The sequence below is a fragment of the Jatrophihabitans sp. genome (assembly GCF_035474675.1).
GTDB lineage: Bacteria > Actinomycetota > Actinomycetes > Mycobacteriales > Jatrophihabitantaceae > Jatrophihabitans_A.
Genome location: NZ_DATINC010000049.1, coordinates 1 through 13,049, shown reverse-complemented (window position 1 = coordinate 13,049; position 13,049 = coordinate 1). Strand labels below are relative to the sequence as shown.

Below are 13,049 nucleotides of genomic sequence, written 5' to 3'. Positions count from 1 at the left end.
CGTGAATTGCTGATGCGCTAGTCCTTCTTGGCACCCATTACCCTCGACGGCGTGGCTGTGCAGAACCCGCCGAGGACCGCTGCGGACCGGCCCCCGGCCGCCGGCTGGGCGCGCCGGCCGGCCGTGCTGCGCCGGCTCGCGCTGGCCACCCTGGTCGCCAACGTGGCGATCGTGGTGACCGGCGGCGCGGTCCGGCTGACCGGGTCGGGCCTGGGCTGCCCCACCTGGCCGTCGTGCACCGACGCCTCGCTGACCCCGACGCGCGAGTACGCCGCGCACGGTGTGATCGAGTTCGCCAACCGGCAGCTGACCTTCGTGCTCGGACTGCTGGTGCTGGCGACCCTGGTGGCCGCGGTGCTGGCGCGCCGGCAGATTCGGCTGGCGGTCCTGGTGGCGGCGAGCATCCCGGCGCAGGCGGTGCTGGGCGGCATCACGGTGCTGACCCACCTCAACCCGTGGACGGTGGCGGCGCACTTCGGTCTGTCCATGCTGATCATCGCGGCCGCCTTCGCGCTGTGGTGGCGGCTGCGCGACGACCCCGGCCCGCCGGGCGGCACCTCGACCGCGCTGCGCACCGCGGCCTGGCTGATCACCGCGCTCACCGCGGCGGTGCTCGCGGTCGGCACCGTGGTCACCGGCAGCGGCCCGCACGCCGGCGACAAGGGCGCTACCCACCGAATCGGGTTCGACCCGGCCGCGGTGTCCCAGCTGCACGCCGATCTGGTGATGCTGCTGATCGGGATCAGCCTGGGATTCGCGGTGCTGACCCAGGCGGCCGGCGCGTCCGCCCGGCTGCGGCGGGCCGGCTGGCTGCTGGTCGCCGTGGAACTGGCCCAGGGACTGATCGGGTTCGTGCAGTACTTCAGCCACGTGCCGGCGGTGCTGGTGGGCTTCCACATGCTCGGCGCCTGCCTGGTGTGGCTGGCCGCCCTCACGGTGCTGGCCCGCACCCCGGCGACCGGCCCGCGTGCCACGTCGGCATCGGCCCGGGAACTGGTCGGCCGGCAACCCTGACCGAGGTGGGCCTGCGGTTGCTGGCTAGCCGAGCTGCCGCGGCGAGCCTGCGGAGCCCGAGCCGCTGGCGCTCGCCGGGGATGCGCTGCCGGTCGGGCTGCCACTGCCGGAACCTGCCGGGCTTGCCGAGGTGGTGGACGACTGGCTGCCGGACGAGGTGGCACTGGCCGAGGTCGTCGGGCTGCTGCTCGTCCTGGGCGCGCTGCTGGACGGCTGAGCCTTGGACGTGGCCGGCGCGCTGCTGGACGCCGCGCTGCTGCTGGCCGGGGTGCTGCTCGACGCGCTGGAACTGGTGGAGGGCGCCGTGCTGGTTCCAGCCCGCGTGGTCGGCACCGAGCCGATCGGGGCCACCGAGGTGGCCGAGCGTGTCGGCGTGGCCGAGGCCGGCTGCCGGCTGGCACCGGTGGATACCGCCTGCCCGGGCAGCGTCGGACTGTTCGACGATGGGTCGTGCACCAGCATCAGGCCGCCGGCGGTCAGCGCGGCGAGCAGCGCCGCCCCGGCGACCAGCGAACCGATCAGCGGCCCCCGGCTGGCGCGGGCGGCCCGGGCCAGCGGCGGTTCCTCGGCCGGGGCGGGTTCGTCGTCGACCGGCGGCGGCATCGGCGGCAGGTTGGTCGCGATGAAGGCGGTGGCCAGCTCCGGGTGAACCTCGGCGGGCGAATCCGCCGGGCCGGCGAACCCAGCGGGGCCGGAGAATCCAGCCGGGCCGGCAGATCCAGCCGCGCTGGCGAACCCGACGGGCTCGGCCGGGTCGGCGAAGCCGGGGACCACCGGGCCGGTACCCCCGACGATCGACAGGCCCGGGTCGGCCGCGGGCAGGCCGGCCGCGAACGCCGCCAGCGCGGGGTCGGACGGCGCGGCACCGGACGAGCCGGCGTCGGTGTTCGCCGCGGCCATCCCGGCCGCCGCGGCCAGTGGCGCACCGCCGGCCAGCACCGCGTCCCCGGCCAGCACCGCGGAGCCGGGCGCTGGCAGCACCGGGGCCGTCCCGCCGTCGCGCAGCGTCCGGGACACCTCGGCCGCGGTCGGCCGGGACTCCGGGTCCATCGCGGTCATCGCCTGCAGCAACGCCGGCCAGGGCGGAGGCAGGTCGGCCGGGATCTCCGGCGAGCGCTCCAGCCGGGCCAGCACGGCCTCCAGCGCCGGTCCTTCGTAGGACCGCTTGCCGGTGAGCGCCTCGATCAGCACCAGCCCGAGCGCGTAGACGTCGGCCGGCGGGCCGACCTCGGCACCGCGGGCCTGCTCGGGGGCCAGGTAGGAGGCAGTGCCCACCATCAGGTCGGCACTGGTGAGGTGTTCGCTGCCCAGCAGCCGGACGATGCCGAAGTCCGACAGCCGCGCCCGGATCGGGTTGCCGGTGGCCTCGCCGGCAACGCCGTCGGAGCCGATCAGGATGTTGGCGGGCTTGATGTCGCGGTGCACCATGTGCTGGGAGTGCACGTAGGCCAATGCCGCGGCGATCTGGGCGGCGATCTCGCGGGCCACCGGCTCGGTCAGCGGCGCCTGGGCGATCTGGGCGGCCAGGCTCGGGCCGTTGATCAGCTCCATCACCAGGAAGGCCGGCTCGCCGTCCGTCCCGACCGAGCCGTCGAACAGCGTGATCAGGTTGGGGTGGCTGAGCCGGGCCAGCGTCTGCAGTTCGAGCTCGTGGCGCTGCACGCCACCGGTGACCTCGTCCGGGTCGGTGTGGGTCCGGAACACCTTCACCGCGACGTCGCGGGCCAGCAGCTGGTCGTGGGCGCGGAACACCTCGGCCATGCCGCCGGTGCCGATCCGGTCGACGACCCGGTAGCGGCCACCCAGCGTCCAGCCGGGCTGGCCGGGCTGCGGCGGGGACGGCACCGGAATGGCCTCGGTCGCCAGGGCAGGGGACGCCTCGGCCGGCGGCGGGGCCGGAACGGCCGCACCGGCTGGCGGAATCGGCGGGGGCGGAACGGGCTGGCCCGACCGCTCCGGACCCGGCAACGCCTCGGTAGCCGGGCCGAGATCGGTACCGGCGGCTCGGTCGGCACCGGCGCCCAGACCGGTGCTCACGTCCTCGGAAATAGGTCCCCCACACACGAGCGGACCCGCTGGTGGCTCAGCGCTCCGATATCAAGGTTAGCTGGACTCAGAGTAATCGGCTGGCGGAATAGATCACCAATCCGACCAATGACCCGACCACCGTGCCGTTGATCCGGATGAACTGCAGGTCCCGGCCCACCTGCAGCTCCAGCCGGCGCGCCGTCGACTCGGCGTCCCAGCGCGCCACCGTGTGGGTGATCACCCCGGTCAGCTCGCCGGAGTAGTGCGCCAGCACGTGGTTCATGATGCTGACCAGCCAGCGGTCGCACTTGGCCTGCAGGCTCTCGTCGTCGCGCAGCGCGATGCCGGTCTGCCGGATCATCGAGGTGCCGACCCGGCGCAGTTCCGAGTCCGGGTCCTGGGCGGCGTCCAGCACCGCCTTCTTCAGCGGCAGCCAGAGCGAGGCCAGCGCGTTGCGCACCGCCGGATGGTCCAGCAGGTCGGTCTTCCACTGCTCCAGGTGCCGGGCCGCCTCCGGATCGGTGCGCAGCTGGGCGGCGTAGAGCCGCAGCCGCTGGTCGAACTCGATGCGCAGCGCGTGCCCGGGGTCGCCGGCCACGTCGGCCAGGAAGTTCTGGACGCTGGAGAACAGCTTGTTGAACACCTTGCCGTCCACCCATTCGGGCACCCAGTCCGGTGACTCCTCGGCCACCCGCTTGCGAAAGACGTCGCGGTTGTCGTCCAGGAAGCGCATCAGCGCCCGGATGCCCTCGTTCATCAGGATCTGGTGCTGGTTGCCCTCCACCGCCAGATCCAGCACCCGGGCCACCACCGGAGCGGCCGGCAGCCGGCGCAGCTGGGCGTCGGCGAAGCGCTCGATGGCCAGCCGGATGTCCTCGTCGGCCAGCACCGTGTTGGCCCCGGCCAGCGCCACCCCGAACTCGTGCGACAGCTTCTCGGGACGGTCGCCGGTGGCCAGCCACTCCCCTATCCGGCGCGGCACCTGGGCCGCCCGCAGCCGGGGCCCGACCACCTCGGGGGTGAGGAAGTTCTGCTGGACGAACTCGCCCAGGCTCTCGCCGATCTGGTCCTTCTTGCGCGGGATGATCGCGGTGTGCGGGATCGGCAGCCCCAGCGGGTGCCGGAACAGCGCCGTCACCGCGAACCAGTCCGCCAGCCCGCCGACCATGGCCGCCTCGCTGGCCGCCTGCAGGAACGGCCAGACGCCGTGGTCGTCCCCCACCACCTTGCAGACCACGAACACCACGGCGGCCAGCACCAGGCCGCCGGTAGCGAGGAGTTTCATCCGGCGCAGGCCGGCCCGCCGCTCGGCGTCGCCAGCCAGCGACAGCACCGGGATCTCGGGACCGGTCATCAGCCCACCCGGGCGCTGACCGCGGCCGCCAGCCGGTCGCCGGCTCCGGGGGCGAAGGTGAGGAACAGCGACGGCTCCACCAGTTCCAGCTCGACCAGCACCGGCCCGTCCGGGCCGGGCAGCAGGTCGATCCGGGCGTAGAGCAGCGGCTCGGCGAGGCCCGCGGTGGCGTGGCCCAGGACCCGCTCGGCGACCGCCAGCTCGTCGGCGGACGGCTCGCGCGCCGTGATGTTCTCCTCGAGGTAGAGCGCGTCACCGCTCACCTGGTGCCGGGCGTGCGGTTCGAGCATCGGGCCCTTGCGGATGGCGTGGCTGAACACCCCGTCGAAGAAGATCAGCGCGGTCTCGCCGGCGGTGTCGACGGCGTCGACATAGGGCTGCACCAGCACCGTGCGGCCGGCCGCGTGCAGCCGCCGGGCGTGCTCGCGGGCCTGCTGGTGGGCACCCGGCCGGGCGGCGTCGAACCGGCCCACCCCGCGCGAACCGGCGCCGAGCGAGGGCTTCAGGACGAACTCGCCGGTGGCCGGCAGTTCCGGCTCGGCGCCGGGCGGCACCACCGCCGTCTCGACCACCGGCAGGCCGGCGGCGGCCAGCGCGGCGAGGTAGCCCTTGTCGGTGTTGGGCAGCACCACCGGGGCCGGGTTGTACAGCCGGGGCACCGAGGCCACCCAGGCGCAGAACTCGTCGTGCCGCGCGGTGTAGTTCCAGGTCGCCCGGATCACCGTGGCGTCGAAGGCCGCCCAGTCGACGCCGGGCTGGTCCCACGGCACCATGCTCACCTGGTGGCCGAGCCCGGTCAGGGCTTCGGCCAGCGGCAGGTCGTCCCCGTCGCCGGTCGGCATGTCCAGGCAGGTGGCGAGGACGATGCGACTGCTCACCCCGTCGATCGTAGGTGGTGCCCCGAGCAGGGCTCAGACCAGCACGCAGGGCTCAGACCAGCACGCAGTGATCAGACCGGCACGCAGTGAGATGAGCGGCCCGGCGGGGGGTGCCAGAGTTGCATCCCGACGGGACCCCCAGGGTCTCGTCGAGACAACGCAGAGTAGATCCCATAACGGACCGCCCCCTTGTAGGACGAGCGGCAGGAGGCCGGATCTGTCCGGCGCGGTGGACCGCCTGCCCGCCACCTCGGAAACCGCATCACACTCCCCACCACCCGCTACGGTCCCGGGCTCGACCGGGACCCGGATCAGGCACGCCCGGCGGAGCGGCACCCCGCTCCCCACCCCCGCACCGTGAGCTCGACGCACCTACCAGCTGAGGAACCCGCATGACACAGGAACTCATCGACCCGGCCCCGGCCGCTGTCCCCCCGACACCGACCGGCACCCGGAACCGGCCCGGGGCGTTCTGGCGCCAACCGTATCTGTGGCTGGTGGTCCTGTTCGGCGTGGTGGCCTTCAACGTCCTCTACGCCCTGCCCCGCTACCTCAGCTTCGATGAGAGCAAGGCCCGCATCGGCCTCGACCCGCACCGCACCGACGAGCACTTCGGCTTCCTGGTCGCCCACGTCGTCACCGGCAACATCGCCATGGTCACCGTCCTGCTGCAGCTGTGGCCCTGGCTGCGCCGGCACTACCCGCAGGCCCACCGGATCAGCGGCTGGATCTACATCCTGGCCGGCGCACTGCCCTCCGCCCTGCTCGGCGTCACCGCACTGCTCATCCTGCGCCAGGGCCAGGCCGGCAGCATGGGCCTCGGCAGCATGGGCGTGGCCTGGATCGCCACCACCGTTATCGGCTGGGTGCGGGCCCGCCAGCACCGCTACGCCGAGCACCAGCGCTGGATGCTCTACAGCTTCGCCCTGGCACTCGGCACCAGCTGGGGGCGCTTCATCGTCGAGGCCTTCACCGCCTGGCCCAGCCTGACCACCCACGTCAACGTCTACGTGTTGCTGGACTTCACCAGCTGGTTCGGCTGGATCCTCAACCTGCTCGTCGCCCACCTCTGGATCGAGAGCCGCGCCAAGCGGATCCGCAGGGCCGGCGGCCAGGTGGTCACCTACCCCGCACCCGCCCTCCGCTAGCACCACATCCTGGACGGCCCGGCAGGGGAAGCCACCCGGCATTCCCACCGGGCCGTTCGATGTGCTCCGGGCAGGTCCCTGAGTGGGCTCAGCGCAGGAAGGTGTCGACCGCGACGGCCAGGAACACGAAGGCCAGGTAGCTGTTCGACAGGTGGAACAGCCGCATCGGCTTGCCGGGCAGGCCGGCCCGGGCGGCGGCCAGCAACCGGTGCGCCTCGGCCAGCAGCGCCGCCCCGGCGCCGAGCGCCAGCACCCCGTACACCCAGCCGGTGGCCAGCGGCCACAGCAGCAGCGAGGCGGCCACCGTCAGCCAGGCGTAGGCCACGATCTGGCGGGCCACCTGCACCGGCGAGGCGACCACCGGCAGCATCGGCACCCCGGCACGGGCGTAGTCGTCCCGGTAGCGGATCGCCAGCGCCCAGAAGTGCGGCGGGGTCCAGAAGAACACCACCGCGAACAGCACCAGCGGCGCCCAGGCCAGCGACCCGGTGACCGCCGACCAGCCGATCAGCACCGGCATGCAGCCGGCCGCGCCGCCCCAGACGATGTTCTGCGACGTCCGGCGTTTGAGCAGCAGGGTGTAGACCAGCACGTAGAACGCGATCGCCAGCGCGGTGAGCCCGGCGGCCAGCAGGTTGGTGGCGAACCCGATCAGCGCCACCGCCAGCGCCCCGAGCACCGACCCGAACACCAGCGCGCCGTTGGGCGAGACGTCGTGCACGGGCAACGGCCGGTGCCCGGTGCGGCGCATCAGCGCGTCGATGTCGCGGTCGAGGTAGCAGTTGAGCGCGTTGGCCGACCCGGCGGCCAGGGTGCCGCCGACCAGGGTGGCCAGCACCGTCTGCCAGCGCGGCAGCCCGCCGGCCGCCAGCACCATGGCCGGCACCGTCGTGACCAGCAGCAACTCGATGATGCGTGGCTTGGTCAGCGCCACGTAGGCTCGTATCGAGGTCATCGCCGAGCCGGTCGTGACCGGGTGCCCCGAATTCGCGCGGGCAACCGGGGTCTGCGTCACCGGCCCAGCGTAACGCCCGGCCGAACCCACGGCCGCCACCGCATCCGGCGTCGCTGACGGACCTCGCGACTCCAGGAAATCCGCGGGCCCGGCGAGCCCGGCAGCCGCCTCGCCCCAGCGCCCGGCAGCCCCCGCGACCCAGGCCTCCGCGGCCCTGCCGTCCCCCGGTAAGCCGAGCACTGAAAGCGATTAGGCTCTTCAGTCAGAACTGAATGAGGCCTACCGCGACCTTCGAGAGCAGGAGAGGCACGTGACCGACACCGCACCCGGCATCGTTTCGACTCATCCGGACTGGTGGACCGATCTGGACACCACCGCGGTGGACACCGCCCGGCTGCTGGCGGCCGACGCCGTGCAGAAGGTCGGCAACGGCCATCCCGGCACCGCGATGAGCCTGGCGCCGCTGGCCTACCTGCTCTTCCAGCGGGTGATGCGCCACGATCCGACTGATCCGAACTGGGTGGCCCGCGACCGGTTCGTGCTGTCCAACGGGCACTCCTCGCTCACCCTCTACATCCAGCTGTTCCTGTCCGGCTACGGCCTGGAGCTGGAGGACCTGAAGTCGCTGCGCACCTGGGGCTCGCTGACCCCCGGGCACCCCGAGCACGGCCACACCGTCGGCGTGGAGACCACCACCGGCCCGCTCGGCCAGGGCGTCGGCAACGCGGTCGGCATGGCGATGGCGGCCCGCCGCGAGCGCGGCCTGTTCGACCCGGACGCCGGGCCCGGCGAGTCGCCGTTCGACCACCACATCTATGTCATCGCCGGCGACGGCTGCCTGGAGGAGGGCGTGTCCAGCGAGGCCAGCTCGCTGGCCGGCCACCAGCAGCTGGGCAACCTCACCCTGATCTACGACGACAACCACATCTCCATCGAGGACGACACCAACGTGGCGTTCTCCGAGGACGTGCTCAAGCGCTACGAGGCCTACGGCTGGCACACCCAGTACGTCGAGTCCGGCGAGGACGTGGTGGCGCTGGAGGCCGCGCTGGAGGCGGCCCGCGCCGAGACCGACCGACCCTCCATCATCGCGGTGCGCACCATCATCGGCTGGCCGGCGCCCACCAAGCAGAACACCGGCAAGGCGCACGGCGCCGCGCTCGGCGAGGACGAGATCCGCCGGACCAAGGAACTGCTCGGCTTCAACCCCGACGAGCACTTCGCGGTGGACCCGGCGGTGCTGGCGCACGCCCGCGAGGTCGCCAGCCGGGGCCGGGCGGCCCGCGAGGAGTGGCAGCCGGCCTTCGACGCCTGGGCCGCCGACAACCCCGAGCGCAAGCAGCTGTTCGACCGGATGGTCACCCGCAGCCTGCCGCCCGGCTGGGCCGACGTGCTGCCCGACTTCCCCACCGAGAAGGACGGCAAGCCGAACTCGGTGGCCACCCGGGCCGCGTCCGGCAAGGTGCTCAGCGCCCTGGCGCCGGTGCTGCCGGAACTGTGGGGCGGCTCGGCCGACCTCGCCGAGTCCAACAACACCACCATGGAGGGCGAGCCGAGCTTCGTGCCGGCCGACCGGCAGACCAAGGAGTGGCCGGGCGGCCCGTACGGCCGGACGCTGCACTTCGGCATCCGCGAGCACGCGATGGGCTCGATCATGAACGGCATCACGCTGCACGGCGGCACCCGGGTCTACGGCGGCACCTTCCTGGTGTTCTCCGACTACATGCGCCCGCCGGTCCGGCTGGCTGCGCTGATGCGGATACCCACCATCTACGTCTGGACGCACGACTCGATCGGCCTCGGCGAGGACGGCCCCACCCACCAGCCGGTGGAGCACCTGGCCGCGCTGCGCGCCATCCCCGGCCTGGACGTGGTCCGGCCGGCGGACGCCAACGAGACCGCGGTGGTCTGGCGGCAGGTGCTCGAGAACACCGACCGGCCCGCCGGGCTGGCGCTGTCCAGGCAACCGCTGCCGGTGCTCGACGCGGCCAAGGTGGTCGACGCCGACAAGGGCGGCTACGTGCTGGAAGAGTCGTCCGAGGCGATCCCGCGGGTGATCCTGATCGCGACCGGCTCCGAGGTGGGCCTGGCGCTGGCCGCCCGGGAGCGGCTGGAGGCGGAGGGCACCCCGACTCGGGTGGTGTCGATGCCGTGCATCGAGTGGTTCCGGGCCCAGGACCGGTCCTACCAGCAGCGGGTGCTGCCGCCCTCGGTCCGGGCCCGGGTCAGCATCGAGGCTGGCGTCCCGATGGGCTGGCGCGAGATCGTCGGCGAGGCCGGCGAGATCGTGGCGCTCGACCACTTCGGGGCCAGCGCCAACGTCACGGTGCTGTTCGAGCAGTTCGGCTTCACCCCGGACAACGTCGTCGCCGCCGCCCACGCCAGCCTGGAACGGGTGGGTGAGATCACCGGCACCACCACCGGCAACTAGCCGGCCCGAACAAACGCCCGATCGGGCAACGCCGAGCGAGCGAACGTTGAACGAGCACCGGAGAGAGGACCCCAACATGAGCGACGCACTTGCCGACCTGTCGGCGCAAGGCGTGTCCATCTGGCTCGACGACATCAGCCGCGAGCGGCTGGTCAGCGGCAACCTGCAGCAGCTGATCGACACCAAGCACGTGGTCGGCGTGACCAGCAACCCCTCGATCTTCCAGAAGGCGATGGAGGGCGCCGCCGACGGCGACTCCTGCTACGCCGAGCAGGTGCACGACCTGGCGGTGCGCGAGGTGGCCCTGGAGGAGGCCGTCCGGCTGCTGACCGCCTACGACATCCGGTGGGCCTGCGACGTGCTCCGCCCGGTCTATGACGCCACCGACGGCGAGAACGGCCGGGTCTCGATCGAGGTGGACCCGCGGATCGCCCACGACAGCGACAAGACCACCGCCGAGGCCAGCGCGCTGTGGTGGCTGGTGGACCGGCCGAACGTGATGATCAAGATCCCGGCCACCCAGGCCGGGCTGCCGTCCATCACCGCGGCCACCGCGGCCGGCATCAGCGTCAACGTCACCCTGATCTTCTCGATCGAGCGCTACCGCAAGGTGATGGAGGCCTACCTGGAGGGCCTGCGGCAGGCCCGGGAGGCCGGCATCGACCTCGCCACCATCCGGTCGGTCGCCTCGTTCTTCGTGTCCCGGGTGGACACCGAGATCGACAAGCGGCTGGACAAGATCGGCACCGACGAGGCCAAGGCCGTGCGCGGCAAGGCCGGCATCGCCAACGCCCGGCTGGCCTACGAGGCCTTCCAGCAGGTGTTCACCGGCCCGGCGTGGGAGGAGCTGGCGGCGGCCGGCGCCCACGTGCAGCGCCCGCTGTGGGCCTCCACCGGCGTCAAGGACCCGACCTACGACGACACCATGTACGTCACCCAGCTGGTCGCCCGCGACACCGTCAACACCATGCCGGAGGCCACCCTGAACGCGGTCGCCGACCACGGCACCATCAGCGGCCCGACCGCCGACTCCGGCTACGACGAGGCCCGCCAGGTGGTCAGCGACCTGTCCGCGCTCGGTATCGAGCTGGACGACGTCACCGAGCTGCTGGAGACCGAGGGCGTCGACAAGTTCATGGACTCCTGGGCCACCCTGGCCGAGAGCGTGCAGAAGCAGCTCAGCGCCGGCGCCGCCAAGTCCCCCAACGGCGACCCGAGCAAGGCCGGCAACGCCGACAAGGCGGGTGCCTCGGCATGACCGAGGTCACCGGCGGCGGGCTCACCCTGCGGCTGGACTACCCGGATGAGCAGCAGTACGCCGCGGCGCTCGCCGAGCTGCTGACCGACCGGATCGCCAGCCGGATCACCGCCCAGGACGCCACCCTGTGGGGCCCGGACGCCGAGTCCGAGGCCGCCAAGCGGCTGTCCTGGGTGACGCTGGCCGAGACCTCCCGCCCGCTGGTCCCCGAGATCTCGGCGCTGCGCAAGGAACTGGCTGACGAGGGCGTCGACCACGTGGTGCTGGCCGGCATGGGCGGCAGCTCGCTGGCGCCCGAGGTGCTGTGCGCCACCGCCGGCGTCGAGCTGGTCACCCTGGACACCACCGACCCCGGCCAGGTGCGGGCGGCGATCGCCGAGACGCTGGACCGCACCGTACTGGTGGTCTCCTCGAAGTCCGGCGGCACCGTGGAAACCGACTCGCACCGCCGGGCCTACGCGAAGGCGTTCGCCGACGCCGGCATCGACCCGGCCAGCCGGATCGTGGTGGTCACCGACCCGGGCTCGCCGCTGCAGCAGACCGCCGAGGACGCCGGTTACCGCAAGGTGTTCCTGGCCGATCCGAACGTGGGCGGCCGCTACAGCGCGCTGACCGCGTTCGGGCTGGTGCCCGCGGGCCTGGCCGGGGTGGACCTGACCGCGCTGCTGGACACCGCGGCCGAGGCCGCCACGGTGCTGGCCACCGACGCCGACACCAACCCCGGGCTGCGACTGGGCGCCCTGCTGGGGCTGGCCCACAACGCCGGCTGCGACAAGGTGGTCTTCGCCGACGCCGGCTCGGGCATCGCCGGCTTCGGCGACTGGGCCGAGCAGCTGATCGCCGAGTCCACCGGCAAGGACGGCCGCGGCCTGCTGCCGGTGGTGGTGGAGGGCCTGCAGGCGCTCGGCTTCGCCGACGCCGGCCCGGACGCGATCCTGGTCACGCTGGGCGAGGGCGGGGCCGACCGGCCGGTGTCCGGCTGGGCGGCGACGGTCAGCGGCCCGGTGGGCGCGCAGATGCTGCTCTGGGAGTACGCCACCGCCGTCGCCGGCCGGATCATCGGCATCAACCCGTTCGACCAGCCCAACGTCGAGGAGGCCAAGAAGCAGGCCCGGGCGCTGCTGGACGCGCCGGAGTCGGCCGGTCAGGACTCACCCGCGCTGACCGACGGCGCCGTGCAGGTGTTCGGCACCGGTTTCGAGCTGTCCGGGGCGAGCGACCTGGCCGGCGCGCTGCAGGCGTTCTTCGCCGCCGCACCCGAGCGCGGCTACGTCAGCGTCCAGGCCTACCTGGACCGGCACGCCGACGCCGCGGCGGCCGGCCTGCGCCCGGTGGTGGCCGCCCGGACCGGGCTGCAGACCACCTTCGGCTGGGGTCCGCGGTTCCTGCACTCGACCGGCCAGTACCACAAGGGCGGGCATCCCAACGGAGTGTTCCTGCAGATCACCGCCGACCCGCGGCAGGACGCCGGCGGGGATCTGGCAGTGCCGAACCGGCCGTACAGCTTCGCCTCGTTGCAGCGCGCGCAGGCCGCCGGCGACGCCACCGTGCTCGCCGACAAGGGCCGTCCGGTGCTACACCTGCACCTGACCGACCGCGCCGCGGGCATCGAACAGCTACTGCACGCGCTGTAGAAGGAGAACCCCGTGAGTGTTGCTGAGGGCCAGTCCCCCGCGATCAGCACCGGCGACGGACCGGTGGTGTCGGCGGCAGCGCGGGCCAACCCGCTGCGCGACCCCCGGGACCGGCGGCTGCCCCGGGTGCCGGAGCCGTGTGCCCTGGTGGTCTTCGGCGTCACCGGCGACCTGGCCCGCAAGAAGCTGCTGCCGGCCATCTACGACTTGGCCAACCGCGGCCTGCTGCCGGCCGACTTCGTGCTGCTGGGCTTCGCCCGCCGGGACTGGGAGGACGGCGACTTCGAGTCGCTGGCCAAGAAGGCCGCCAAGGAGCACGCCCGCACCAACTGGAACGACGAGGTGTGGG

Annotated in this window: 9 protein-coding genes and 1 pseudogene; 6 read left to right on the top strand and 4 right to left on the bottom strand. The window is 72.9% G+C overall.

Translation table 11 applies throughout. From position 1 onward, the window contains the following. Positions 1 to 51: 51 nt before the first annotated feature. On the top strand, positions 52 to 1,014 hold the full coding sequence (locus tag VLJ82_RS05440; protein ID WP_408662310.1) for a COX15/CtaA family protein: 963 nt from the start codon (positions 52 to 54) through the stop codon (positions 1,012 to 1,014). 24 nt (positions 1,015 to 1,038) lie between these two features. Here the strand turns inward: VLJ82_RS05440 and VLJ82_RS05435 are convergent, their stop codons facing one another. The 3 genes from VLJ82_RS05435 to VLJ82_RS05425 all read right to left on the bottom strand — a co-directional run bounded on the left by VLJ82_RS05435 (position 1,039) and on the right by VLJ82_RS05425 (position 5,274). Continuing rightward, positions 1,039 to 3,051: a serine/threonine-protein kinase gene (locus VLJ82_RS05435; RefSeq protein ID WP_408662309.1), complete on the bottom strand. Its 2,013-nt coding sequence runs from the start codon at positions 3,049 to 3,051 to the stop codon at positions 1,039 to 1,041. 76 nt (positions 3,052 to 3,127) lie between these two features. Next, positions 3,128 to 4,396 carry a DUF445 domain-containing protein gene (locus VLJ82_RS05430; RefSeq protein ID WP_408662308.1) on the bottom strand — a complete coding sequence of 423 codons (1,269 nt, stop codon included), beginning with the start codon at positions 4,394 to 4,396 and terminating at the stop codon, positions 3,128 to 3,130. Next, positions 4,396 to 5,274: an ATP-grasp domain-containing protein gene (locus tag VLJ82_RS05425; RefSeq protein ID WP_408662307.1), complete on the bottom strand. Its 879-nt coding sequence runs from the start codon at positions 5,272 to 5,274 to the stop codon at positions 4,396 to 4,398. Before VLJ82_RS05425 ends, VLJ82_RS05430 begins: the two co-directional genes overlap by 1 nt. 392 nt (positions 5,275 to 5,666) lie before the next feature. Between VLJ82_RS05425 and VLJ82_RS05420 the strand changes: the two genes are divergently transcribed. After that, positions 5,667 to 6,422: a DUF2306 domain-containing protein gene (locus tag VLJ82_RS05420; RefSeq protein WP_408662306.1), complete on the top strand. Its 756-nt coding sequence runs from the start codon at positions 5,667 to 5,669 to the stop codon at positions 6,420 to 6,422. An 88-nt stretch (positions 6,423 to 6,510) separates the two neighbouring features. On the opposite strand, the gene VLJ82_RS05415 is transcribed toward VLJ82_RS05420, so the two are convergent. Next, positions 6,511 to 7,437, bottom strand: a complete 927-nt coding sequence (locus tag VLJ82_RS05415; RefSeq protein ID WP_408662305.1) for a heme o synthase — start codon at positions 7,435 to 7,437, stop codon at positions 6,511 to 6,513. Positions 7,438 to 7,687: 250 nt separating this feature from the next. On the opposite strand from VLJ82_RS05415, the gene tkt reads away from it, so the two are divergent. From tkt to VLJ82_RS05395, 4 genes and pseudogenes are all read left to right on the top strand, one after another. Further along, positions 7,688 to 9,808, top strand: coding sequence for a transketolase (tkt, locus tag VLJ82_RS05410; RefSeq protein WP_408662304.1), 2,121 nt, complete (start codon positions 7,688 to 7,690; stop codon positions 9,806 to 9,808). Between the two features lie 76 nt (positions 9,809 to 9,884). Beyond that, a complete protein-coding gene (gene tal, locus VLJ82_RS05405) occupies positions 9,885 to 11,066 on the top strand; it encodes a transaldolase (protein WP_408662303.1) in 1,182 nt (393 codons plus the stop codon). Next, positions 11,063 to 12,700: a glucose-6-phosphate isomerase gene (locus VLJ82_RS05400; RefSeq protein ID WP_408662302.1), complete on the top strand. Its 1,638-nt coding sequence runs from the start codon at positions 11,063 to 11,065 to the stop codon at positions 12,698 to 12,700. Before tal ends, VLJ82_RS05400 begins: the two co-directional genes overlap by 4 nt. Positions 12,701 to 12,766: 66 nt before the next feature. Beyond that, positions 12,767 to 13,049: pseudogene (locus tag VLJ82_RS05395) on the top strand (glucose-6-phosphate dehydrogenase); the annotation flags it as partial.